The sequence below is a fragment of the Pseudohaemophilus paraphrohaemolyticus genome, from assembly GCF_003253115.1.
Taxonomy (GTDB): Bacteria; Pseudomonadota; Gammaproteobacteria; order Enterobacterales; family Pasteurellaceae; genus Haemophilus_A; species Haemophilus_A paraphrohaemolyticus_A.
This window is the reverse complement of sequence record NZ_QEQF01000001.1, coordinates 285,497-310,542: the sequence shown is the minus strand read 5'-3', so window position 1 is coordinate 310,542 and position 25,046 is coordinate 285,497. Positions and strand designations below refer to the sequence as shown.

Annotated in this window: 23 protein-coding genes and 1 riboswitch; of the genes, 18 read left to right on the top strand and 5 right to left on the bottom strand. The window is 40.4% G+C overall.

Annotation, left to right across the window (positions count from 1 at the left end; genetic code table 11):
- The first annotated feature begins 31 nt into the window (after nucleotides 1–31).
- Nucleotides 32–544 (top strand): GNAT family N-acetyltransferase, encoded by a 513-nt coding sequence (locus tag DPV92_RS01265; RefSeq protein WP_111353302.1) that lies wholly within the window; start codon nucleotides 32–34, stop codon nucleotides 542–544.
- A 70-nt stretch (nucleotides 545–614) separates the two neighbouring features.
- On the opposite strand, the gene DPV92_RS01260 is transcribed toward DPV92_RS01265, so the two are convergent.
- Entirely contained in the window at nucleotides 615–998 is a 384-nt protein-coding gene (locus DPV92_RS01260; protein ID WP_111353301.1) for a cytochrome b562, read from the bottom strand.
- Nucleotides 999–1,140: 142 nt separating this feature from the next.
- Between DPV92_RS01260 and trhP the strand changes: the two genes are divergently transcribed.
- The gene (gene trhP, locus DPV92_RS01255) at nucleotides 1,141–2,535 is read left to right on the top strand and encodes a prephenate-dependent tRNA uridine(34) hydroxylase TrhP (protein ID WP_192574159.1); all 1,395 of its coding nucleotides are present in this window, start codon (nucleotides 1,141–1,143) and stop codon (nucleotides 2,533–2,535) included.
- Between the two features lie 134 nt (nucleotides 2,536–2,669).
- On the opposite strand, the gene grcA is transcribed toward trhP, so the two are convergent.
- Nucleotides 2,670–3,056, bottom strand: a complete 387-nt coding sequence (grcA, locus tag DPV92_RS01250) for an autonomous glycyl radical cofactor GrcA (RefSeq protein ID WP_040217094.1) — start codon at nucleotides 3,054–3,056, stop codon at nucleotides 2,670–2,672.
- 201 nt (nucleotides 3,057–3,257) lie between these two features.
- Here grcA and ung point away from each other — a divergent pair, with 201 nt between their 5' ends.
- The 13 genes from ung to yciH all read left to right on the top strand — a co-directional run bounded on the left by ung (nucleotide 3,258) and on the right by yciH (nucleotide 16,889).
- Entirely contained in the window at nucleotides 3,258–3,929 is a 672-nt protein-coding gene (gene ung, locus DPV92_RS01245) for a uracil-DNA glycosylase (protein WP_111353300.1), read from the top strand.
- A 3-nt stretch (nucleotides 3,930–3,932) separates the two neighbouring features.
- A complete protein-coding gene (gene glnD, locus DPV92_RS01240; RefSeq protein WP_111353299.1) occupies nucleotides 3,933–6,479 on the top strand; it encodes a bifunctional uridylyltransferase/uridylyl-removing protein GlnD in 2,547 nt (848 codons plus the stop codon).
- A 4-nt stretch (nucleotides 6,480–6,483) separates the two neighbouring features.
- Nucleotides 6,484–8,487, top strand: coding sequence for a bifunctional tRNA (5-methylaminomethyl-2-thiouridine)(34)-methyltransferase MnmD/FAD-dependent 5-carboxymethylaminomethyl-2-thiouridine(34) oxidoreductase MnmC (gene mnmC / locus DPV92_RS01235; protein ID WP_111353572.1), 2,004 nt, complete (start codon nucleotides 6,484–6,486; stop codon nucleotides 8,485–8,487).
- A gap of 145 nt (nucleotides 8,488–8,632) precedes the next feature.
- Nucleotides 8,633–9,589, top strand: coding sequence for an ABC transporter substrate-binding protein (locus DPV92_RS01230; RefSeq protein WP_111353298.1), 957 nt, complete (start codon nucleotides 8,633–8,635; stop codon nucleotides 9,587–9,589).
- An 81-nt stretch (nucleotides 9,590–9,670) separates the two neighbouring features.
- On the top strand, nucleotides 9,671–10,294 hold the full coding sequence (locus DPV92_RS01225) for a DUF1919 domain-containing protein (protein WP_111353297.1): 624 nt from the start codon (nucleotides 9,671–9,673) through the stop codon (nucleotides 10,292–10,294).
- A gap of 64 nt (nucleotides 10,295–10,358) precedes the next feature.
- Nucleotides 10,359–11,432: a trypsin-like peptidase domain-containing protein gene (locus DPV92_RS01220; RefSeq protein ID WP_111353296.1), complete on the top strand. Its 1,074-nt coding sequence runs from the start codon at nucleotides 10,359–10,361 to the stop codon at nucleotides 11,430–11,432.
- Between the two features lie 15 nt (nucleotides 11,433–11,447).
- Nucleotides 11,448–12,119 (top strand): (d)CMP kinase, encoded by a 672-nt coding sequence (cmk, locus tag DPV92_RS01215; protein WP_111353295.1) that lies wholly within the window; start codon nucleotides 11,448–11,450, stop codon nucleotides 12,117–12,119.
- Nucleotides 12,120–12,215: 96 nt separating this feature from the next.
- Nucleotides 12,216–13,880, top strand: a complete 1,665-nt coding sequence (gene rpsA / locus DPV92_RS01210; RefSeq protein WP_111353294.1) for a 30S ribosomal protein S1 — start codon at nucleotides 12,216–12,218, stop codon at nucleotides 13,878–13,880.
- Nucleotides 13,881–14,013: 133 nt separating this feature from the next.
- A complete protein-coding gene (locus tag DPV92_RS01205) occupies nucleotides 14,014–14,295 on the top strand; it encodes an integration host factor subunit beta (protein ID WP_111353293.1) in 282 nt (93 codons plus the stop codon).
- A gap of 22 nt (nucleotides 14,296–14,317) precedes the next feature.
- The gene (locus tag DPV92_RS01200; protein WP_039851043.1) at nucleotides 14,318–14,602 is read left to right on the top strand and encodes a LapA family protein; all 285 of its coding nucleotides are present in this window, start codon (nucleotides 14,318–14,320) and stop codon (nucleotides 14,600–14,602) included.
- A complete protein-coding gene (gene lapB, locus DPV92_RS01195; RefSeq protein WP_111353292.1) occupies nucleotides 14,602–15,798 on the top strand; it encodes a lipopolysaccharide assembly protein LapB in 1,197 nt (398 codons plus the stop codon). Before DPV92_RS01200 ends, lapB begins: the two co-directional genes overlap by 1 nt.
- 11 nt (nucleotides 15,799–15,809) lie before the next feature.
- Nucleotides 15,810–16,502 carry an orotidine-5'-phosphate decarboxylase gene (pyrF, locus tag DPV92_RS01190; RefSeq protein WP_111353291.1) on the top strand — a complete coding sequence of 231 codons (693 nt, stop codon included), beginning with the start codon at nucleotides 15,810–15,812 and terminating at the stop codon, nucleotides 16,500–16,502.
- 75 nt (nucleotides 16,503–16,577) lie between these two features.
- A complete protein-coding gene (yciH, locus tag DPV92_RS01185; RefSeq protein WP_111353290.1) occupies nucleotides 16,578–16,889 on the top strand; it encodes a stress response translation initiation inhibitor YciH in 312 nt (103 codons plus the stop codon).
- Between the two features lie 68 nt (nucleotides 16,890–16,957).
- Here yciH and lysC read toward each other — a convergent pair whose 3' ends face one another.
- Together lysC and DPV92_RS01175 are read right to left on the bottom strand one after the other, a co-directional pair.
- Nucleotides 16,958–18,307, bottom strand: coding sequence for a lysine-sensitive aspartokinase 3 (gene lysC, locus DPV92_RS01180; RefSeq protein WP_111353289.1), 1,350 nt, complete (start codon nucleotides 18,305–18,307; stop codon nucleotides 16,958–16,960).
- Between the two features lie 79 nt (nucleotides 18,308–18,386).
- A riboswitch (Lysine riboswitch) is annotated at nucleotides 18,387–18,581 on the bottom strand.
- 194 nt (nucleotides 18,582–18,775) lie between these two features.
- Complete coding sequence (locus DPV92_RS01175) at nucleotides 18,776–19,105, bottom strand: DUF496 family protein (RefSeq protein ID WP_005708000.1); 330 nt, start codon at nucleotides 19,103–19,105, stop codon at nucleotides 18,776–18,778.
- 229 nt (nucleotides 19,106–19,334) lie between these two features.
- Here DPV92_RS01175 and ppx point away from each other — a divergent pair, with 229 nt between their 5' ends.
- The 3 genes from ppx (at nucleotide 19,335) to hisC (ending at nucleotide 23,217) form a co-directional block, all read left to right on the top strand.
- Nucleotides 19,335–20,852, top strand: a complete 1,518-nt coding sequence (gene ppx / locus DPV92_RS01170; RefSeq protein WP_111353288.1) for an exopolyphosphatase — start codon at nucleotides 19,335–19,337, stop codon at nucleotides 20,850–20,852.
- A 105-nt stretch (nucleotides 20,853–20,957) separates the two neighbouring features.
- A complete protein-coding gene (gene serC / locus DPV92_RS01165) occupies nucleotides 20,958–22,046 on the top strand; it encodes a 3-phosphoserine/phosphohydroxythreonine transaminase (RefSeq protein WP_111353287.1) in 1,089 nt (362 codons plus the stop codon).
- A 70-nt stretch (nucleotides 22,047–22,116) separates the two neighbouring features.
- Complete coding sequence (gene hisC / locus DPV92_RS01160) at nucleotides 22,117–23,217, top strand: histidinol-phosphate transaminase (RefSeq protein WP_111353286.1); 1,101 nt, start codon at nucleotides 22,117–22,119, stop codon at nucleotides 23,215–23,217.
- Between the two features lie 69 nt (nucleotides 23,218–23,286).
- On the opposite strand, the gene nagE is transcribed toward hisC, so the two are convergent.
- Nucleotides 23,287–24,753 carry an N-acetylglucosamine-specific PTS transporter subunit IIBC gene (nagE, locus tag DPV92_RS01155; protein ID WP_111353285.1) on the bottom strand — a complete coding sequence of 489 codons (1,467 nt, stop codon included), beginning with the start codon at nucleotides 24,751–24,753 and terminating at the stop codon, nucleotides 23,287–23,289.
- Between the last annotated feature and the right edge of the window lie 293 nt (nucleotides 24,754–25,046).

Here is a 25,046-nt window from a genome sequence, read left to right as displayed (position 1 = left end):
AAAATTTCACTATTTTGAAAAAGGACAGAGAATGCAGATCCGAAAATCAATAGAAACTGATTTCCAAACCATTTTAGATATTTACAACCAAGCGATTCCAACCCATCAAATTACCGCGGATCTTGAGTTAGCCAGCACAGAAAACCGCCGAGCGTGGTTTGATTTCCACCTTTCAAGCGAAAAATATCCGATCTGGACGGTGGAAGATGAAGCAGGGATTGCAGGGTGGTTTAGTTTTTCCCCTTTTTATGAGCGCCCTGCTTTTGTGCATACGTCTGAGATTAGCATTTACTTAGATGCCAGTGCGAAAGGTAAAGGCTACGGCTCAAAAATTATCGAATTTATGCAAGCCGAAATGTTGAATCATCAGATTCACACCTTGATGGCTTATGTATTTGAGATGAACCAAGTAAGCCAAAATTTAATGTTTAAGTACGGTTTTGAGCAGTGGGGACGTTTTCCCAATATCGCGAATATGGGAAAAGATGAACAGAATAATGACAAATGGCGAACGTTGTTGATGCTGTCGTATCAGAAAATTTAGATTATAGATGATATTGCAAAACGGAAGCTTAAAGCTTCCGTTTTGCAAACATATAATGGTTCAGAATGGATTATTTATATTCCTTATGATATTTTTTTCTCATTTCATCAAGCTGTTCAATCATCTCTTTCGCTTCTGCTAAATTGCCCGCTTTAGCTTTTTCGTTGGCTTGATTTACCACATCAATCACTTCTTGCACGCCTGCTTGGTAGCCTTTGAAACGTTCTTGATCATCTCCTACACTTTTTGGCATCGTATGTTGAGCATCTTTTGAATATTCGATAAATTGCTCAGCAGCAGCTTGGAATTCCTCGCTGGTTTGAGATTGGTTAAGAGCGTTGAGTTGCTTTTTCATTTGAATCATCTCTTTCATCACGCCTGCTGAAAGTGCATTTGTAGAAAATGCGAATAATCCCACCACTAGAGAAGTTTTTAATAGTGTTTTAAGTTTCATTTGAAATCCTTAAAAAGAATAAATAAAAGAGTTGCCATTTTAATGGAACAATTACTTGCTACAAAGGGGTATTTCTTAGAAAATAATGCTTTTATACCTTTCATTCTGAAAGGTGCTGACTTGTAATCAGAAGAGAGTAATCATGACTTTAAAATATACAAAACCAGAATTATTATCGCCTGCGGGCACGTTAAAAAATATGCGATATGCGTTCGCTTATGGTGCAGATGCCGTTTATGCAGGGCAGCCTCGTTATAGTTTACGTGTGCGTAACAACGAATTTAACCACGCAAACCTTGAAATTGCGATTAAGGAAGCGCACGAGCTTGGCAAAAAATTCTATGTGGTAGTGAATATTGCGCCGCATAACTCTAAGCTCAAAACCTTCATTAAAGATTTGCAAGTGGTTGTAGATATGAAACCTGATGCATTGATTATGTCAGACCCTGGCTTGATTATGCTTGTGCGTGAACATTTCCCTGAGATGGACATTCACCTTTCCGTGCAAGCTAATGCGGTAAACTGGGCGACGGTAAAATTCTGGAAACAAATGGGCTTAACTCGCGTGATTTTATCGCGTGAACTCTCGCTTGAAGAGATTGAAGAAATTCGTAAACACGTACCTGATATGGAACTTGAAATTTTCGTACACGGTGCGTTATGTATGGCGTATTCTGGTCGTTGCTTGCTTTCTGGCTATATCAACAAACGTGATCCAAACCAAGGCACTTGCACCAACGCTTGCCGCTGGGAATATAAAATGGAAGAGGGCAAGCTGGATGAGGTGGGTAATATTGTGCCAAAAGAAGATACGGTGCAAAAATACCAACCTGAAATTGAAGTGACCAATGTTGCCCCAACGCTCGGCGAAGGTGCAGTGACGGATAAAGTGTTCCTTTATACCGAAGCTCAACGCCCAGATGAACAGATGACCGCTTTTGAAGATGAGCACGGTACTTATTTTATGAACTCGAAAGATTTGCGGGCGGTGCAACATGTAGAACGCTTAACCCAAATCGGAGTGCATTCATTGAAAATTGAAGGACGCACAAAATCGTTCTACTATTGTGCAAGAACCGCTCAAGTTTACCGCAAAGCGATTGATGATGCCGCAGAGGGGAAACCATTTGATAAAAGCTTGCTGGATACGCTTGAAAGCCTAGCTCATCGAGGTTACACCGAAGGTTTCTTGCGTCGTCATACGCATGATGAATATCAAAATTATGAATATGGCTATTCTATTTCTGAACGTCAGCAATTTGTAGGTGAATTCACAGGCAAACGCAATGCGGAAGGGATGGCGGAAGTTGCGGTAAAAAATAAATTCTTAGTGGGTGATTCTGTTGAGATGATGACGCCAAAAGGCAATATCGTGTTTAAAATTGACCGCTTGTTAAACCGTAAAAATGAAAGCGTAGAAGCAGGTTTAGGCGAGGGACACTTTGTGTTCCTAGATGTGCCTGCGGATATTGATTTAGATTTTGCGTTGTTAATGCGTAATTTAACTGATACCAATACTAGGAATCCGCATAAATAAAAAGTGGGATGAGTGAAACTTGTTTCAAGCACGCTAGTAATGAAAAGGCGCGTGAATTTTTCAAATTCATACACACTACAAAAAAGACGGGTATAAAACCCGTCTTTAAAATACTTGAACAATCTAGATCGTAATTATAGGCTTTCAGTGAAAGTACGAGTAATTACATCGCGTTGTTGTTCTGGAGTTAATGAGTTGAAACGAACTGCGTAACCAGAAACACGGATAGTTAATTGTGGGTATTTTTCTGGGTGTTTAACCGCATCTTCTAAAGTTTCACGACGTAAAACGTTTACGTTTAAGTGTTGTCCACCTTCAACTTTGATAGTTGGAGCAACGTTTACAGGCACTTCGCGGTATGCGATTTGACCTAATTCGCTGATTGCAACAACTTGGTCTTCTTTGTAAGCGTCGCCTTTAGCAGCGATACAACGAGCTTCGTTTTTCTCGTCGTCTAATAACCAGAATGAGTTTAATAAGTTGCTGTTTGTTGATTCAGTAATTTGAACACCTTTAATCATTTTAATGACTCCTAAGTTAAGGGATTGAAAATAAATTATAAAAAAATTTGAAAGATTCAACTTTTTTTGAATGAGGGCATTATACCCCTATCGAGATAGAAAGCGATAAAATTTTGAACATTTTTTGCAAAAATAAGATTGTTTGAATATAAATTAAACGTTTTATGTATTTATATTCATGCTTAAACATAAGAGGTTGTGATGAAAACGTGGAAAGAAGCCATTGGCGAAGAAAAAGAGAAACCTTATTTTCAACAAATTTTGCAACAGGTGCATCAAGCCCGATATGCTGGTGTGACGATCTATCCACCGCAAAATGAGGTGTTTAGTGCATTTTCTCTCACTGAGTTTGATCAAGTCAAGGTCGTGATCTTAGGGCAAGATCCCTACCACCGTCCAAATCAAGCCCATGGCTTATCTTTTTCTGTCAAACCACCCGTCGCTCCGCCTCCATCGCTTATCAATATTTATAAAGAGTTAGCAACAGATATTGAAGGTTTTGTTATTCCAAGACACGGCTATTTGGTCGATTGGGCAAAACAAGGCGTATTGTTGCTCAACACCATGCTTACTGTTGAAGAGGGTAAAGCCAATTCGCACGCTAACTGGGGCTGGGAAACCTTTACTGATAAGGTTATTGCAAAGCTCAATGCACATCGTGAAAACATTGTTTTTTTACTTTGGGGAAGTCACGCCCAGAAAAAAGGGGCATTCATCGATCGTAATAAACATTGTGTTTTAACTGCTCCTCACCCATCGCCTTTGGCTGCTCATCGCGGCTTTTTTGGTTGCCACCATTTTTCTAAAGCGAATGAATATTTGAAAGCACACGGAATGACGGAAATCAATTGGCAGCTTCCGCTTGAGGTGTAAACAATGAATTTAAAAGAACAGCTTGCCAAATTTAACAGCGAGCAAAGCACTCAATTTGCCTCAAGTGATGTAATGGAGTTATTGTACCGACGCAGCGATTTCTATGATCAAAATTTGCTGAAACTCTGGCACGATTTTGGTTTTACAGATCGTCAAGATCTCGCTCTTATTGCCGTTGGTGGGTATGGTCGCCGTGAAATGTTCCCTCTCTCCGATTTGGATATTCTCGTTCTTACCGAAAATCCATTAGACGAGCAAACTCACGCCAAATTAAATGAGCTTTTCAATCTGCTTTGGGATGCCAAATTACAAGTAGGGGCGAGCATTCGTACTTTGCAAGAGTGTTTGGAGATTGGCAAGCAAGAGCTTTCTGTTGCAACTAATATGTATGAAGGGCGTTTTTTATACGGCAATGTTGAGCTTTGGCATCGCTTGGTTGAAGCCATTTTCCAAGAGGATTTTTGGGCAACGCCCGATTTTTTTCAAGCCAAAATGGCAGAAAAAGAAGAGCGTTACGCCCGTTATCACAATACGAGCTACAACCTTGAACCCGATCTTAAGCATAGCCCAGGTGGACTTCGCGATCTGCATTTAGTGCTTTGGATTATGCTACGTCATTATGGTGCACGTAGTTTTGATGCACTCTTTAACAAAGGCTTGCTTTTTCCTGAAGAATATCAAGAACTTAAACAATCGGAGAACATACTTTTCCGAATGCGATTTGCTTTGCATACGCAGCTCAAACGCTATGACAATCGCCTTCGATTTGATCGCCAATTGCAACTGAGCGAACTACTGGGCTATCAAGGCGAAGGCAATCAGCCCGTCGAAGCGATGATGAGAACCTTTTTCCAAGCCACGCAATCTATTTCGCAACTGAGCCAACTTTTACTTAATTGTGTGCAGCAAGAAATGATTGGTTTGCAAAAAACAGGGGAAAAACGACCGCTTGATGCCCATTTTTATGTTCAAAACCAGCAAATAGCGGTTGAAAATCATCGGATTTTTGCAAAACAGCCAGAAATGATATTGGATCTCTTTTTGCACCTTACACAACACCAAACTTTGCAAGTTGATCCGATGACACTACGCCATCTGCGTATTGCCCTGCAAAAACATCAACAGCCATTGTGCGAATTACCAGAAGCACGAAGCCGTTTTATTCAGCTTATCCAGCAGCCACAAATGGCAAAACGGGCAATTGTGCCGATGCATCAATTAGGTGTGCTTTCGGCTTATTTCCCCGCGTGGCAAGGCATCACGGGATTGATGCAATTTGATATGTTCCATATTTATACGGTGGACGAGCACACTGTTCGCGTAATGTTGAAGCTCGAAAGTTTTCTTGATGAAGCGAGCAAGGAAGCCCATCCGCTTTGTCATCAAATTTTCAATGCTTGCACACATAAACCATTGGTCTATCTTGCTACATTATTACACGACATCGCCAAAGGCAGAGAGGGCGATCACGCAGAGAATGGGGCGGTGGATATGTACGATTTTGCCTGTTTGCACGGTTTTAATGAAGAGGAAGCGAAGCAAATGGCGTGGTTGGTAAAAGAGCATTTGACGATGTCGATCACCGCTCAACGCCGTGATATTCACGATCCTAATGTGGTGCAAACCTTTGCAAAAATTGTGGAAAATCAGACCGCTTTAAGCGATCTGGTTTGCCTCACGGTGGCGGATATTTGTGCCACTAATGAGACACTTTGGAACGATTGGAAACGCACGCTGCTTTCACAACTTTTCAAGTTCACGACTCAGCAACTTGCCGAGCAACTGGACTACAAAAAAGAGGCCGAAAACAACCGGGCTGAGGCGTTAGAAATTATGAAATTAGCACTGACACCTACTCAGCACAAACGTTTAGCAACTTACTGGGTGAGTAGTCCTGAAAGCTATTTTTTACGCAACAAACCAACCCAGCTAGTGTGGCACGCTTTGGCTCTGCTTAAGCAACAGCAACTGCCGTTGGTGCTGATTTCTAACGAGCACGCCCGAGGGGCAACGGAGATCTTTATCCATTGTGAAGATCAGAAACAACTTTTTGCCCGCATTGCGAATGCCTTGAGTAAGAAAAAAATCAGCATTCACGACGCTCAAATTATTACCAGTCAGAATGATCTCGTTTTTGATAGCTTTATCGTGACCGAACAAAACGGGATGGCGTTGGATGAAATCCGTTGCGAGCAAATTCAGCAAACCTTGCAGAAAGAGCTCACTGAACCGCAGCTCAAACCTTTTTCGGTAGTGAAAAAACCAATAAAACACCAAACCTTTAAACGTAAAACTAAAGTTCGCTTTTTGGTAAATTCCAACCTAAATCAAACCGCTTTTGAACTTTTCACGCTTGATCGTGAGGGATTATTGGCTCAAGTTAGCCAGATTTTTAACCAGTTGGATTTGGTTCTGATTAACGCGAAAATTACTACTATCGGTGAACGTGTGGAGGATTTTTTTGTGGTAAGTACGCAGGAAAATAAAGCGTTAAGTGAGACGCAAAAGAAAGAGCTTAAACGGATTATTGTGGCAGAATTGGATGTATAAAAATATGAAAAAACTTACCTTCTCTCAACTTACATTTAACGAAAACAACACGCCCGTTTCCGAGCTGTTTGACGACATCTATTTCTCTACCCAAGATGGCTTGGCGGAGAGTTACTACGTTTTCCAAGAGGGCAATCAACTTTGGGAGCGCTGGCTTTCGCACTCTCGTGAAAGTTTTGTGATTGCTGAAACAGGTTTCGGCACGGGCTTAAATTTCTTGGCGGTAGCGAATAAGTTCCAGCGATTTCGAGCGGAAAATCCAACGCATAAATTGCAACGTTTGTATTTTCTCTCATTTGAGAAATATCCTTTAACTTCGGCACAATTAAACCAAATTCATGAAAGTTATCCGCAATTTGCAACACTTTCAACAAATTTAACCGCTTGTTGGAAACCTCGCCAAGTGGGCTGTCAGCGTTACCATTTTGGTAAGATTTATCTTGATATTTGGTTTGGCGATATGCAAGAAAGCCTTTCGCAATGGGGCGATTTGTATAATGGAGCTGTAGATGCGTGGTTTTTAGATGGCTTTTCGCCTGATAAAAACCCCGAAATGTGGAATGAGGGGCTTTATCAGCAGATGTTCCGCACCACACGTCTTAACGGCACTTTTGCTACTTTTACTGCTTCAAGCAATGTCAGACGCGGATTAGAAGCGCTCGGTTTTGAGGTGAAAAAACGCAAAGGCTTTGGTAAAAAGCGGGAGATGTTGTGGGGAACGAAAAATGTAGAAGTTGAAAGCAAATTACAACAATTTCCTTACTTTTACCAACAAAATGCTGAATATTGCCAAGATATCGCGATCGTTGGCGGTGGTGTCGCAAGCCTCTTTCTGGCGTTATCACTGATTGAAAAAGGCAAGAAAATCACACTTTATTGCAAAGATGATCAGGTTGCTCGCAATGCTTCGGGCAATTTGCAAGGGGCGATTTATCCGCAATTAAGCGATGATGACGATCGCAATGTGCGATTTTATGTGCACGCTTTTGATTACGCACTGCAACGCTTGAATGGGCTTAAACAAGCGGTTGATTTCGAGCACGCTTTAACGGGCGTGGCTCTTTATGCCTACGATGAAAAGCAAGTCAAAAAATTAGCCAAAATGGCAGAAATCACCCAAGATGAAAGCTTGTTCCAACTTTGTTCGGCAGAAGAATTGAGCGAAAAATTAGGTACTTCTGTACCCCAAGGCGGGGCATTTATTCAAGAGGGCGGTTGGCTTTCACCCGTGCAATTGGTGCAAAATGGCTTTGCATGGTTAGCACAAAAAGGGCTGAAAATTGTGCTAAATCACGAAGTCAAAGATCCGCAATTTGTGAATGGAAAATGGCAGTGGCAATATCAGGGCGAAACCTTCTCGCACGAGGTTTTAGTGCTTGCCAATGGACATAGTTTTAATGCTTTCACTCAAGCACAAGGGATTCCACTTTATCCTGTTCGTGGACAGGTAAGCCAAGTGCCAACGACTGAAAAATTAGCTAAATTAAAATGCGTGATTTGTTACGATGGCTATTTAACCCCGCAATCGTCAAAAGGCACACATTGCATTGGCGCAAGCCATATTCGTGATGATGCGACAACGGAATTTAGCCCATCAGAACATGAAGAGAACCTTGCAAAACTACAACAAAACCTTACCGCTTGTGATTGGACGAAAGGGATAGATTTGTCTGGCAATCTCGCAAAAGTAGGCATTCGTGCAGCTCTTCGAGATCGTATTCCAATGGTTGGCGCTGTGCCGAATTTTGAGGCTCAAAAAGCTCAATATGCGAATTTGTATAATCTACTACGCCGCAAACAAGCAGTCGAAAAGACGGAAAATTTTACCAACCTCTATATGATTAACGGCTTGGCTTCACGTGGTTTAACTTCTGCCCCGTTATTGGGCGAATTGTTGGCAAGCTTAATTGCAGGCGAACCTTTGCCAATCAGCGAAGATATTTGGCAAGCGTTAAATCCAAACCGCACTTGGATGCGGAAGTTGTTGAAGGGGAGTAAAGTAGAGTAGCGGTACAATATAAGTTGTTTATTATTTAGACACTTAACAATAAGAGGAAATTTTCCCCTTGTTATTCTCAAAAAGTTGGAGTATCTTGAGTTGCATCTGTACTAGTTTAATAGTGCAAAAATTGATTTTCACAGAGGATGATGTTATGAAATCTTATAAAGCATTAATTATTTCTGCCTTAACTGCGTTTTCATTCAATGCAATTGCTCAAGAATTGCCGAAGGTAGCTATTACTGCCATTGTTGAGCATCCAGCGTTAGATACTATTCGAAAAGGGATTGTTGATGAGTTGGCAAATCAAGGTTTTGAAGATGGCAAAACGATTAAAATTGACTATCAATCTGCTCAAGGCAGCACTGCAACAGCAGCGCAAATTGCTCGTAAATTTGTAGGTGATAAAGCGGAAATCATCATTCCAATTTCAACCCCATCAGCTCAACCTGTTGTCGCGGCAACCAAAACCATTCCTGTGGTTTATTCTGCGGTAACTGATCCTGTGGTGGCTAAATTAGTCAAATCTTGGGAGCCAACAGGTACGAATGTAACAGGTGTTTCAGACCATAAAGCGATTGAACCTCAACTAGCGTTAATCCACAAACTTGTGCCAGGGCTTAAAGCAGTTGGCTATGTGTTTAGTGCGGGCGAAGTCAATTCCGCAATTGTGTTAAAAGAGTTGCAAACTGAAGCAGCAAAAGCAAATATCAAAGTAGTGCCTGTTGCTGTGCAACGTAGTGCCGATATTGGTACAGCGACACGCAGTTTAGCGGGGAAAGTGCAAGCGATTTATATCTCTGAAGATAATGCAGTGGTTTCTGCTTATGAAGCATTGCACAAAGCTGCATTAGAAATTAAAGTTCCTGTGATTGCAGCCGACCGCGATACGGTAAAACGTGGAGCATTGGCGGCTTATGCGGTAAATCAATATGATATTGGCGTGGAAACAGGTAAAGTGGCGGCTCGTGTGTTAAAAGGCGAAAAAGCGGGTTCAATTCCAACACACGAAGTGAGCAAAATGGAACTTTCAGTCAATACCCAAACAGCGAAGGCTTATGGCATTACCATTCCAGAAGCATTGTTAAAAGAAGTGAAAGAAACATTCTAAACTTCGCTTTGAACTTTTTGTCATAGAGAACAGCAACCATAAATTGCTGTTCTTTTGTATTTTGGGAGAGAGGAAAGAATTTTGTTATTTACTAAATTTAGAAATTGGTTTAATCGTCAGATACGAAAATCAATTAATCAGAAAAATCAACAATGTTTGAGTAATCACGAAATGTCTGTGATTGCCAGTAATTGCAATGGTGCACTTATTCTGCACGATTTAGGTGAGCAATTCCGTTCGCCTTTTGTAAATCTTTATCTTGAACCTGCTGACTTTGTAAAATATCTGCAAAATATGACCGCTTATAATCAAGAGGAGCTGGGCTTTATAACTACTGATAAGCCTTACCCTGTAGGAAAGTTAAGTGATATTACAATACATTTTATGCATTATCACAGTGAGCAAGAAGCTAAGGCGAAATGGAAAGAGCGTCTTCAGCGACTAAATTTAGATAATCTGTTCATTATGATGACAGATCGTGATGGTTGTACTGAGCAAGATTTACAAGATTTTGACCAACTGCCGTTTAAGCATAAAGTAGTGTTTACGCATAAGTCTTACCCTGAAATCAAATCCAGTTTTTATATCAAAGGTTTTGAAAAACAAGGACAAGTTGGCGATTTATTTGAGTTTTCAGGCTGGAACGGGCTGAAATATTACGATCAATTTGATTATGTAAGCTGGTTTAATGCTATCCAAAATTAAGCAAAAGTTATGTTATAATGCAACGATTTTGTAGCAGTTAAAACGGCGGGTTAAGAAGAAAATGATGCTAAAGAAGGTCATACAAGCGGTGATATTTGGGCTCTGTTTTGCAGGGCTGATTTTGCTTTTTCCTTGGGTTGGGAAGCAAGTCAAACAGTTGAATGTATTTCAGCCAGACGTCTTTAGCTATTCGGAAGCCGTACAAAAAGCTTCGCCTGCCGTGGTAAATATTTATACGCAGATTTTAGATCAATCTAGCAGCAACGGCTCTCGATTGAATTTAGGTTCGGGCGTGATTATGACGGAAAACGGTTATGTGCTAACCAATAATCACGTTATTAAAGATGGCTATCAGATTGATGTTTATTTGCAATCGGGCAAAGGATATTCGGCAACCTTGGTTGGATTCGATGCGTTAACTGATTTGGCTGTGCTAAAAATTGATGGCGGGAAATTACCTACTATTCCGCAAAATCAGCAACGAGAATCTAAAGTGGGAGATGTTGTGTTGGCGATTGGGAATCCGTACAATTTAGGGCAGAGTGTCACGCAAGGGATTATTAGTGCGAAAGGGCGGAATACGATTTCTGACCGCACAAGACAGAATTTTATTCAAACCGATGCACCGATTAGTAAAGGAAATTCGGGCGGAGCGTTGATCAACACGGCAGGTGAGTTGATTGGGATCAATACGATTAGCCTTAAAAATAGTGGAGAAATCCGTGAGTTGAGTGTAACCGGCACAGATTCGATTGCAGAGGGGTTGAATTTTGCTATTCCAATCAATCAAGCGGTCGAAATTATGAATAAAATCATCAAAGATGGGCGAGTTATTCGTGGTTATTTTGGAGTACGAAGCGATATTTTCTTTAGTGCTCAACAAATGGGGGAGGGAAAAGGCGTTTTGATTACGGGTGTGAATCCGAATGGTCCTGCCGAGAAAGCGGGCATCCACGTAGGTGATATTATCTTAAAAATTGACAATATTGAGGCTGTTTCTGCTTCGCAAATGATGGAAACTTTGGGGAATATTAGCCCAAATACGAAAGTGAAAGTGCTGTTGCTTAGACAAGGCAAAGAGCTAGAATTTAATGTGGTAGTGGGTGAGTTTCCAGAATATCAACCTGTTGATGAATAATAAAAGGCAATGATAATGAAAAATGTGATTATTACTGTAGATGGTCCGAGTGGCGCGGGTAAAGGAACACTTTGCTATGCTTTAGCCGAAAAGTTAGGCTTTGATTTTTTAGATTCTGGGGCGATTTATCGTATTACGGCATTAGATGCACTAAAAAAGCAAGTGAATTTAGAAAATGAAGATGCAGTGGCGGAAGTTGGGCGTAATTTGAATGTGCAATTTGTACCTGATAATGGCGAAGTAAATGTAATTTTAGATGGCGAAAATGTGGGTGACCAAATTCGTACGGCGGAAGCGGGTCAGAATGCCTCTAAAGTTGCAGCTTTTCCAAAAGTGCGTGAAGCGTTGCTACAACGCCAGCGTAATTTTGCCTGTGAAAAAGGTTTGGTGGCAGATGGGCGTGATATGGGGACGATTGTTTTTCCAGAAGCTCAAATTAAGCTCTTTTTAGATGCAAGTGCAGAAGAACGTGCAAAAAGACGTGTAAAACAGTTGCAATTGAAAGGATTTAATGCTAATTTTGAACAGATTTTGGGTGAAATTAAAGAGCGTGATTATCGCGATAGAAATCGAGCGGTTGCGCCTCTTGTTCCAGCGAAAGATGCGTTAGTATTAGATTCAACGCATTTATCGATTGATGAAGTCATTCGTCAAGCCTTGGAATATATTTCTTCCAAAGGTCTTTAGTTTTTCTTGAGTAAAACAAGGATTGTTTTGCTTTTATTACCAACCCCATTTAACAGGATGTTAGGTGGAAGTTTATTTTTATTTAAGAAGAAAATTATGTCAGAAAATTTTGCTCAACTACTTGAAGAATTCTTTTCAAACGAAGCTCGTTTAGGTTCTGTTATTAAAGGTACCGTAGTCGCTATCGAAAAAGGTTATGTAATCGTTGATACTGGTTTCAAATCTGAATCACGTATCGAAGCATCAGAGTTCACGAACGCACAAGGTGAATTAGAAGTTCAAGTTGGCGATCAAGTTGATGTTGTGTTAAAAGCAACAGACGACGGTTTCGGTGAAACGGTTGTTTCTCGTGGTGATGCAAAACGTAACGAAGCTTGGATTGCATTAGAAAAAGCATTCGAAGAACAAGCAACTGTTACAGGTTACGTAAATGGTAAAGTGAAAGGTGGTTTTACTGTTGAATTAAACGGTGTTCGTGCATTCTTACCAGGTTCATTAGTAGATGTTCGTCCAGTTCGTGATTCTTTAAATCTTGAAGGTCAAACTTTAGAACTTAAAGTAATCAAATTAGACCAGAAACGTAACAACGTGGTTGTATCACGTCGTGCAGTAATCGAAACAACTAACTCAGCTGATCGTGAAGAAGTATTAGCAAACTTAGTTGAAGGTTCAGAAGTTAAAGGTATCGTTAAGAACTTAACTGACTACGGTGCATTCGTAGATTTAGGTGGTGTTGATGGTTTATTACACATCACAGATATGGCATGGAAACGTGTTAAACACCCAAGCGAAGTGGTTACAGTAGGTCAAGAAGTAACTGTTAAAGTTCTTAAATTCGACAAAGAGAAAACTCGTGTATCATTAGGCTTAAAACAATTAGGCCAAGATCCATGGGGTGCAATCGCACAAAACCATCCAGTAAATAGCAAATTAACTGGTAAAGTAACTAACTTAACAGATTATGGCTGTTTCGTTGAAATCTTAGACGGTGTTGAAGGTTTAGTTCACGTTTCTGAAATGGATTGGACTAACAAAAACATCCACCCATCTAAAGTAGTAAGCGTTGGTGATGTGGTTGAAGTAATGGTACTTGAAGTAGATGAAGAACGTCGTCGTATCTCATTAGGTTTAAAACAATGCAAAGCTAACCCATGGGAACACTTCGCTGAAACTCACAACAAAGGTGATAAAGTTTCAGGTAAAATCAAATCAATCACAGACTTCGGTATCTTCATCGGTTTAGAAGGTGGTATTGATGGTTTAGTTCACTTATCTGACATCTCTTGGGATGTTCAAGGTGAAGAAGCAGTTCGTAACTACAAAAAAGGTGACGAAGTAGAAGCGGTTGTTTTACAAGTTGATGCAGTAAAAGAGCGTATCTCTTTAGGTATCAAACAATTAAACTCAGACCCATTCACTAACTTCATCGATTCAACCAAAAAAGGTGCAATCGTTGCAGGTAAAGTAACAGCAGTAGATGCTAAAGGTCTTTCTGTTGAATTAGAAGGTGGCGTTGAAGGTTTCATCCGTGCAAACGAAGCAACTCTTGACCGCGTAGAAGACGTCACTTCAGTAATCTCTGTAGGTGATGTAATTGAAGCGAAATTCACTGGTGTTGATCGTAAAGCACGCGTAATCAACTTATCTGTTCGTGCGAAAGCTGAAGCTGAAGAATCAGCAGCAATCGCTCAAGTGAACAAACAAGAAGTTGAAGTACCAAACGCAATGGCTGCAGCATTTGCTCAAGCTAAAGGTGAATAATTCACACTTCTAGTGTAATCAAGGCGGATATGTGTTTCAGCATATCCGCTTAGTTACGAGGTATATCGCAACGACTGATTATATTTAAGTAAATAGAAATATTTAAATATAATTAGTTCATAGGATAGAAAATATGACTAAGTCAGAATTAGTGGCTAACTTAACAACGCTTAATCTATTACTTCCTTCTAATTTAGTTGAAGAAGGGGCTAATGAAATTTTAGAAAAAATGGTTTCTGCATTAGCAATGGGTGAACGTATTGAAATTCGAGGATTTGGTAGTTTTTCTATACGTGATAGAGAGGGTAGAGTTGCTCGTAATCCTAAAAGCGGAGAGAGTGTTAAACTTGAAGCTAAAACAGTAGTACATTTCAAGGCAGGAAAAAAACTTAAAGAGTGCGTTGATTTAGTCTAATTTTTAAATGAGGGTAGAGATGATTAAGTATATTTTAGGTTTTGTGATTGCATTAGCGGTAATTCTAGTGGGTATTACCATTGGGGCAAATAATGATCAGCTCATTACATTTAACTATGTTATTGCACAAAGCGAATTACGTTTATCTACTCTTGTTGCCATCTTATTTGGATTTGGGTTAATTTTAGGTTGGTTGATTACAGGTATTTTCTATCTTAAAGTGAAACTGCAAAATATTGCATTAAATCGCCGTGTGAAACGCCAATCTCAGCAAATTACAGAACTGACCTCGCCTAAGGCTGAATAATGCTTGAATTATTGTTCCTTTTACTTCCAGTTGCGGCCCTCTATGGTTGGTATATGGGGCGGAGAAGTGCCAAAAAGGATCAAGAGACCGTTCAAAATCAATTTTCCCGTGACTATGTGACGGGATTAAACTTCCTATTATCTAATCAACAAGAAAAAGCGGTTGATCTTTTTCTTTCAATGTTACAAAAGCAAGAGTCTGAAAATCAAATTTCTCAAGAGTCACAATTCGAAGCGGAATTAACATTAGGCAATTTATTCCGTTCACGTGGTGAAGTTGATCGTGCTTTACGCATCCATCAAGCAATAGATGTTAGTCCAGATTATTCTATTGAGCAGAAATTATTAGCAAAGCAGCAACTTGCGAAAGATTTCTTAGCGGCAGGTTTTTATGACCGTGCAGAAAATTACTATATTTTACTGCTTGATGAGCCTGATTTTGCAGTCAATTCTCTTACACAATTAATGACCATTTATCAAAAAACCAAAGAGTGGAAAAAGGCAATAAATGTTTCGGAAAAATTGTTGCAAATTTCGCCTGAGTCTGATAAAACCCCATTAGCTCATTATTATTGTGAATATGCACAAGCGGTCAAAAATGATGATCAAAAAGTTTTTTTGGATGCCCTAAATAAAGCATTATTCCATTTGCCGAGTTGTTCTAGAGCCTCTATGCTATTAGGCGATTTTCACCTAGAAAATAAGCAATTTCGTTTAGCAGCAGATTATTACGAAGCGGTCCTTAGCCAAAATGTTGATTATATTGGCGAAGTACTAGATAAGATTAAACATTGCTATTTAGAATTAAATGATCTCTCTGGCTATGAGCTCTTTTTAATTAAAGCAAATCAGGCAAAGCAGAATCCAAATGTTGATTTAGCATTAACGCAATTGATTGATGAAAAAGATGGTAAAATTGCAGCACAATCCAAGTTATATCAGCAATTACGTCAGTTCCCGAATATGCTTACTTTCCATCGTTTTATCTATTACCAAATTAACGAAGCGGAAGAGGGGAGTGGTAAAGAGAGTTTGGTTTTGCTGCATAATATGGTCGGCGAGCAGATTAAAAAAAGTTTTAAATATCGTTGTTCAAATTGTGGCTACCATAGTTACCGTTTAAGCTGGTATTGTCCATCTTGTCGTCACTGGGAAACGATTAAAGCTACATACAGTATTGAACCACAATCTCACTAATTGGAGTTTTTATGAATAATAAAGTTATTGTTGCACTTGACTATGAAACAGAGCGTGAAGCTCTGAATTTTGTGGATCAAGTTGATCCTTCACTTTGTCGCCTTAAAGTAGGCAAAGAAATGTTTACTACGCTCGGCACAAATTTTGTGAAACAACTCCACGAACGTAAGTTTGATGTGTTCCTAGATTTAAAATATCACGATATTCCAAACACTGTGGCTCGTGCGGTGCGTTCGGCAGCAGACTTAGGTGTATGGATGGTTGATCTTCATGCTTCTGGCGGTTTAGCGATGATGGAACAGGCTCGTAAAATTCTTGAACCATACGGTAAGGATGCTCCATTATTGATTGCGGTTACCGTATTAACCAGTATGGAAGATTTAGACTTGTTACAAATCGGCATTAACGCTTCGCCAATGGAGCAAGTAATCCGCTTAGCCCACTTGGCTCAACGTGCGGGCTGTGATGGCGTAGTTTGTTCACCACAAGAAGTAGAAGTATTACGTACACACTGTGGTAAAGATTTCAAACTTGTTACCCCAGGTATTCGCCCTGAAGGAAGTGATTTTGGTGATCAACGCCGTGTGATGACACCAAAACAAGCGATTGAAACGGGGTCAGATTTCCTTGTCATCGGTCGCCCAATTACTCAGGCAGAAGATCCACTTGCGGTACTTAAAAGCATTAACGCAAGTATTGCATAATTTCGCATAATCAAAAAAACTTACTTATCCCCTCGCTTGAGGGGATTTTTATCTGAGCCATTTATAGGAATTATTATGACATTAGTCTATTCAACAGAAACAGGCAGAATTAAGCCAGAAAAAACCAAAGAAGAACGCCCAAAAGGTGATGGCATCGCCCGCATTCAACGCCAAACAAGCGGTCGAAAAGGTAAAGGTGTTTGCATTATCACAGGGTTAGATTTAGAAGATACTGAGTTAAAACAGCTTGCTGCAGAACTCAAGAAACGCAGTGGCGTAGGTGGTTCAGTAAAAAATGGTACGATTGAAATCCAAGGCGATAACCGAGAATTACTTAAACAAGTTTTAGAACAGAAAGGTTTTAAAGTAAAGCTAGCGGGTGGTTGATTTCAATAAACAGGCGGTGATATTTCGAAAAACTTTTGCACAATATCACCGCTTAGTTATTTTAGGAATTAGAACAATCCTGCGTGTAATGCACGTACAACATCATCAGCTTCATCATTTTTCACTAGGGTGCAAACGTTATTCGTGCTTGCCCCATAGCTGATTAAGCGGATATTAAAGCCTTCTAATTGGTGGAATAACTGTTTTGCCACGCCTGCTTGGGTGTGCAAGTTATTACCAATAATCGCCACTAAAGCTAAGTCGTTTTCTACTTGAACGTGGCAGAGTTCTCTTAATTCGTCTAATAAATCTTGAGAAAGCATCTCTGCACCTGTTGAAGCTGAACCTGTTTTATCTAGCGTTAATGCGATGCTTACTTCTGAGGTGGTAATTACATCTACAGAAATGTTGTGTTTCGCTAAAATGGCGAATACATTCGCTAAGAAACCTTTAGCGTGAAGCATTGAAAGGCTTGAAAGCGTGAGTAAGGTTTGATTGCGACGTAAAGCAATTGCTCGGAAAGTTGGGCGTGGTTGTGGATCACGCGTTACCCAAGTACCACCTTGTTCTGGTGCTTTGCTTGAACCAACGAATACTGGGATATTACTACGCACAGCAGGCAGTAAGGTTGCAGGGTGAAGCACTTTTGCACCAAAGGTTGCCATTTCAGCGGCTTCATTAAATGCCATAGTGTCGATACGTTTTGCATTTGGTTCAACGCGAGGGTCTGTGGTATAGATGCCTGGTACATCAGTCCAGATTAACACATCGTCTGCGTTTAATATTTCCGCTAAAAGTGCAGCAGAGTAGTCTGAGCCGCCACGGCCTAATGTGGTAGTTTTGCCTTCATCATCACGACCGATAAAGCCTTGTGTAATTGCTACTTTGCCTGCTGCGATAAGCGGTTTTAAAATCGCATCAGATTGTAATTTGGTTTTTTCATCGTTTGGTGCCGCTTTACCATAGTGGCTATTGGTTGCAACGATTTCACGCACATCTACCCAAACGGTAGTATAGTTACGTTCAGCACATAATTGGGTGAAGATTTTGGTAGACATCATCTCGCCGTGAGAGATCAGCTCATCCGCAAGGGCAGTTGAAGTAGCAAGGCTTGCAGATTCAGCGAGTGCTTCAATGCGAGCTAATAATTCATCAATTTGGGCTGAAATCTCGGCTTGGTGTTGTAATTTTTCGATGATGTTGTATTGAATGGTGCGAACGGCTGCAATGATTTCATCGCGGCGAGCTTTTTCACAACCGTTTGCGAGCTCAACTAAATAGTTGGTTACGCCAGCAGATGCAGATAACACCACAACGCGAGTGTTTGGATCTTGAGTGATAATATTTGCACATAATGACATCGCTTCAAAATTAGCGACACTTGTACCACCAAATTTAGCCACAGAAAGTTTAGACATAATAAAAATTTCCTATTAAGGGATGATGTTGTGATTTTAGTGATTCGAAAGGAAATTGAGTAGATTTGTGGGCGAGCCATTCCATCAGAGCACTCCATTTAAAATCGCTTTAAACGAGATTTAAATGACAGCTAGTAGGATTCAACCTGACCTAGCCGATGTTCATTCCAGTCTAGTGAATTCACACCTCGGCAAGCACTCCCATCAATTAATCGTCAAACGGCCCTAGTTGCCTAGAATTAATCTGCCTGAGTGTTGCGCCTCTCTGTTTCGCAAACGTTTGTCTAGCGAAAACTTAGACCTAACATACGTGATTTTGAGTAAGTGTCAAGGGAAAATTCTGAAAAAGCAAAGAAATGCTTAAGGATTGAACAGAAAGAAACTGAAAGTAAAAAAATAAGCGGTCAAATTTTTCTTCTCTTTTGCAAAATTAAGAGGAAAACGACCGCTTGAGTAAGGATATGTAAATTAATCTTTTTTTGTTGGTGCTTGTTTATGTGATGCCATTTTTTGACGAATTTCACGGCGTTGTTTTGAAAGCTCGGCATTGCGAATCATATAGTCATCCACGCGGTTTTCGTAGTCATCACGCATATTTGCAATAATCGCACGAATTTCCGCTACGCTCATTTCATCGGTGATATATTGTGATAAGTTATCTAGCAATAACACACGTTTTTGGTTGTCGCGGATTTTACGATCGTTGTCTGCTGTTTCACGGTGTAGCTTGTTTTTTAGGCGATATAGGTGAACGTAGTCCAACATATCTTGGAAAGATTGTTTTTGTGCGTCTGACATAAAAATATCCTCTAACTTAATGGAAAGAACAATGATAAAACTGCCTAAATCCTAGACCTTTTAGCTCCATTCGTCAAAATTTTTTCTCATAGAATCTGTTTTTAAACAAATAAATCGTGAAATTTACAAACTCAAAAGAGATCTTTATCCTGTTTAGTTTAAAAAATGGTACAATTTAAGCTACTTTTATTTCTTATATTTTCTATTTTTACCTTTTAAGGAAAGTTTAATGCCTGTGGAAACCCGAACGCCTGCCGAACAGCCTCGCGAATTTGCTGCTATCGATCTTGGTTCGAATAGCTTTCATATGATTGTCGCTCGAATTGTGAATGGCTCAATTCAAGTTCTTTCTCGCCTAAAACGCCGCGTTCGATTGGCGGATGGTTTAGATGAAAATCGTATTTTAAATCAAGAAGCGATGAATCGCGGATTGGCTTGTTTATCGCTTTTTGCTGATCGTTTACAAGGTTTTTCTGCTGAAAATGTGAAAGTGGTCGGCACTTATACTCTGCGCCGTGCATTAAACAATGATGAGTTTTTGAAACAGGCGCAAGCAGTTTTTCCTTTCCCTATTCAAATCATTTCTGGGCAAGATGAAGCCCGCCTTATCTATTCAGGCGTCAGCCATACCCAACCTGAAAAAGGCAGAAAATTAGTGGTGGATATTGGTGGTGGTTCAACTGAAATGACCATTGGCGATGATTTCACACCAATTCGTGCTGAAAGCCGACATATGGGCTGCGTGAGTTTTGCTAAGCGATTTTTTCCACAAGGTGAATTGAGTGAAGCACGTTTCCAATCAGCGTATCAGCTGGCGATGGAAAAATTAGAAGATTTAGAAACCGAATATTGTTCACTTGGTTGGCAACATGTGTTGGGATCATCTGGCACAATCAAAACTGTTTCTAAAGTGTTAATTTCAAATGGTTTTCATGATGGTTTGATTACCGAAAAACGCTTAAAAAACATTATTCAAGCCTGCTTAAAATTTAATTCGCTAAAAGAAATTCAGCTTAAAGGTTTGATTGAAGAACGAGCTGATGTGCTAGTGCCTGGTTTGGCGATCTTATTGGCATTATTCCACACGTTTAAAATTGAAAGTATGCGTTATTCCGATGGAGCATTACGTGAGGGGTTAATGTATGGTTTGGAAAAATATTTCCAAGTGGACGACATTCGCCAACGTACTGCACAGGCGTTAGCTATTCAATTTAATATTGATAAAGCTCAAGCTCACCGTGTTGAATATACGGCACTTTCATTATTTGACCAAGTGAAAGTATGGAAAAACCGTCAGCAAATTTCCGAGCTTCGCGAGCTGATTAAATGGGCAAGTTTATTGCACGAAATTGGGATCGTCATTAACCACAACAATGTGAATAAACATTCGGCATATATTATTTCCAATGCAACGCTGGCAGGCTTTGATGATGAGCAACAAGCCTTGTTAGCAACCTTAATGAGTTTCCATTTGAAAGGTTTTAAGAAGAGTGATTTGCGTAGTACCAGCCGTTATCAATACCGTGATATTTTAACCTTGCTACGATTATTCCGCTTGGCAGTGTTATTCAACCGCTCCCGACAAGCAAGCGTGATGCCCGCGGATTTAAATCTGAGCATCAATCAAAACGAATGGCAGTTACAATTTGAAAATGGATATTTGAACGAAAATCCATTGGTGCAAGCCGATCTCTTGGATGAGCAAAAACAGTTAGCGATGATTGATTTGCAATTGAATATCGAATAAGCGGTCTGATTTGCAAAAAATTTTGCAAATTTCACCGCTTGAAGGTTGAAAGCGATTCGCTTTTCGCTAGAATGAAACGACTTTTAATGAAAAAGAGGCAAACACATGACACAAGTTTACAATTTTAGTGCAGGCCCTGCGATGATGCCAAAAGCGGTGTTAGAACAGGCTCAAAAAGAACTTTTAAACTGGCAAAACCAAGGCACTTCAGTAATGGAAGTCAGTCACCGCGGTAAGCTCTTTATGGAATTAATTACGCAAGCCGATAAAGATTTCCGCGAGCTATTCCATATTCCAGACAACTACAAAATCCTCTTCTTACAAGGTGGTGCACGCGGTCAATTTGCGGCGATTCCAATGAACTTAATCGGCGAAAAAGGTAAAGCCCTTTATTTAAATAGCGGTCACTGGTCTGGTACGGCGGCAAAAGAAGCACGTAATTTCTGTGAGATTGATGAGCTTTCTATCATTGAAACCGATGCAAATGGTGTGATTTCAGTCAATCGTACCGATTTCAGCAACATCGCAGAACAATATGATTATGTGCACTACTGCACTAACGAAACCATTTCAGGGGTGGAAATCAAAGAGATTCCGAATGTAGGCAATACGGTGCTTGTGGCAGACATGTCTTCCAACATTCTTTCAAGCAAAATTGACATCAGCAAATTTGGTGTGATTTATGCAGGTGCTCAGAAAAACTTAGGCCCAGCAGGGATCACTATTGTGATCGTGCGTGAAGATTTGATCGGCAAAGCTCGCAAAGATACGCCATCTATTTGGAACTATGAAGTACAAGCCAATGCAGATTCGATGATCAACACGCCACCAACTTTTGCATGGTATTTATGCTCGCTCGTATTCAAACACTTATTAACAACAGGTGGTTTGGAAGCCGTTGAGCAACGCAACTTATCAAAAGCCCAACGTTTATATGATTACCTCAACCAAAGCACATTCTATCGCAACTACATTGCGGAACAAAACCGCTCTGTAATGAACGTGACTTTCACAACCGACAACGATGAGCTTAATGCAAAATTTGTGGCAGAAGCGACCGCTTGTGGTTTACAGGCATTGAAGGGTCATAAAGTATTAGGTGGTATGCGTGCCTCAATTTACAACGCAATGCCAATTGAAGGAGTAGATGCATTAATTGCATTTATGGATAAATTTGCGAAAGAAAACTCATAATCGTTGTTAAATATATTTTTATCAGGGCGTGCTCGGCACGCCCTCTATTTATCATAAAAAAGGAAAACATATGCAATACATCAACATCGCTAACGAGGGCGTGAAATCGCTCTCTCCATATCAAGCAGGTAAGCCAATTGAAGAATTAGAACGCGAATTAGGCATTACTAACATCATCAAATTAGCCTCTAATGAAAACCCATTTGGTTTTCCAGAAAGTGCAAAACAGGCGATTATCAACCAACTTGACCAGCTTACCCGCTATCCAGATGCCAATGGCTTTGAGCTTAAAGCGGCAGTGTCGAAAAAATTCGGTGTGCAACCTAATCAAATCACACTGGGTAACGGTTCAAACGATCTACTTGAGCTTTTTGCTCATACTTTTGTCAGTGAACATGATGAAGTAATCTATTCGCAATATGCCTTTATTGTTTACCCGCTTGTCACCAAAGCGATTAACGCCGTGGCACGTGAAATTCCTGCCAAAAATTGGGGACATGATTTGGACGCTTTTGAAGCAGCAATCAACGAGAAAACCAAGCTGATTTTTATTGCGAACCCGAATAACCCAACAGGTAATTTCTTAACTGAAACGGAAATTGATGCGTTCTTAGCGAAAGTGCCAAGCCAGATTATTGTGGTGCTAGACGAGGCTTATACCGAATTTACTAAAGCGGAAGAGCGGGTGAATTCTTTCGGTTTATTGCAAAAATATCCGAACTTAATTATTTCTCGTTCGCTTTCTAAAGCCTACGGATTGGCAGGCTTACGTATTGGCTATGCGGTATCGAACCCAGAAATTGCAGATTTACTCAACCGCGTACGCCAACCTTTTAACTGCAACAGCCTTGCGCTGGCTTCTGCAGTGGCGGTAATGAATGATGATGCGTTTGTCGAAAAAGTAGCAGAAAACAACCGCTTGGAGATGAAACGCTACGAAGCGTTCTGCCAACAATATGGTTTGGAATATATCCCATCCAAAGGCAATTTTATTACTGTGGATTTCAAACAACCTGCTCAGCCAATTTATGATGCATTATTGCGTGAAGGGGTAATTGTTCGCCCAATCGCAGGTTACGGCATGCCAAACCATTTGCGGATTAGTATCGGATTACCCGCAGAAAATGACCGCTTGTTTGATGCGTTGGTGAAGGTCTTAAATCTGAAATAGTCTGACGTAGAAATGGAAATCCGCCTAACCTAAAAAGGTAAAAGGCGGATTTTTTATGATTAACGAAAATTAGAGTTTCGCTTTAATCGCCTCGGCGACTAATTCCGCCTCAGGGCCTAAAATCACTTGCAAGCCATCGTTGCCGATTTTGACGTTGCCTTTTGAGCCTAGGGCTTTGAGTTTGGCTTCGTTAATGTTGTTGTGGTCAACCAAAGTTAAACGTAAGCGAGTGATACAAGCATCTACGGTTTTGAAGTTTTTTGCACCACCGAGCGCATCAATAAATTGAATTGATCTTTCTTCGCGAGATTGGTTGGTTTGTGCTTGAGGAGTTGCTTCGGTTTCTTCTTTTTCTTCTTCACGACCTAAAGTTTTAAGGTTGAAGGTTTTAATTGCAAAGCGGAAGATGAAGTAGTAAATCACAAAGAACACTAAGCCTTGCACGATAAGCATATACCAGTTCACGGCAAGTGGATTACGGGTAGAAAGCACCATATCCACTAAACCTGCACTAAAGCCGAAGCCTGCGATCCAATGCATTGCTGCTGCAATGAGAACAGAAATACCTGTTAAAATTGCGTGGATGAGGTAGAGCACAGGAGCAACGAACATAAATGAGAACTCAAGCGGTTCGGTAATTCCAGTGAAGAATGAGGCAAATGCACCTGCGAGCATAATAGAGGCGACTTTTGCTTTTTGGCTTGGTTTCGCACAGTGGTAAATCGCAAGGGCTGCACCTGGTAAGCCGAACATCATCATTGGGAAGAAACCAGCTTGATACATACCTGTAACACCAATGGTTGCAGTGCCTTCCGCTAAAGATTTTGCACCACCTAAGAAGTTTGGAATATCGTTAATGCCTGCTACGTCAAACCAGAATACAGAGTTTAAGGCGTGGTGTAAGCCAACAGGGATTAACAAGCGGTTGAAAAAGCCGTAGATGGCTGCACCGAATGCACCTAAATCTTTGATGGATTCACCAAAACCTACAAGTGCATTGAAGATGTGGGGCCATACATAGAGCAAGATGAATGCGACGGCCATCATCACGAAAGAGACGATAATTGGTACAAGTCGTTTACCGCTAAAGAATGAGAGGGCTTTCGGTAATTCTACTTGATAGAAGCGGTTGTAAAGTTCCGCTGAAATCACACCGATTAAGATACCGATAAATTGGTTGTTGATTTTGCCAAAGGCGGCTGGTACTTGGCTGGCATCAATATGTTGTAATTGAGCCACGCTTGCAGGAGAGAGTAGGGTGGTAACGACATAGTAGCCGATTAAGCCTGAAAGGGCGGCAGAGCCGTGTTTATCTTTGGAAAGTCCGAACGCCACCCCTACCGCAAATAATAAGCCCATATTGTCGATGATTGCCCCGCCTGATTTAATCAGTAAGGCGGCGAACTGGCTATTTGCCCCCCAACCATCTGGGTCTGCCCAATAACCAATCCCCATCAATACCGCAGCGGCTGGTAACGCTGCCACAGGCACCATTAAGGCTTGCCCAATTTTTTGTGCATAGCTGAGAACACTCATAAGAAGCTCCTTTTGTTTTGAATGTAGATAAAGAATACAAGTTTTGCATTAAAAATGGCAAGAGGCATTATATAAATTTGTGAAGTGGATCACTATATTTAATCTCTAAAAATGGTGTGACACTCGAAAACGCATTTTATTTTTCTATTGTAAAAATTCCGAAAAGGGCAGAAATAAAAAGAGTGTGACATTGATCACAGAATCAAAATTTAACCGTTTTCCTTTATTGACAGAGATTCTGGAAGAAAATATGATTTAAACAAATCATTTTATTTGAAAAAGTGATCACTTCA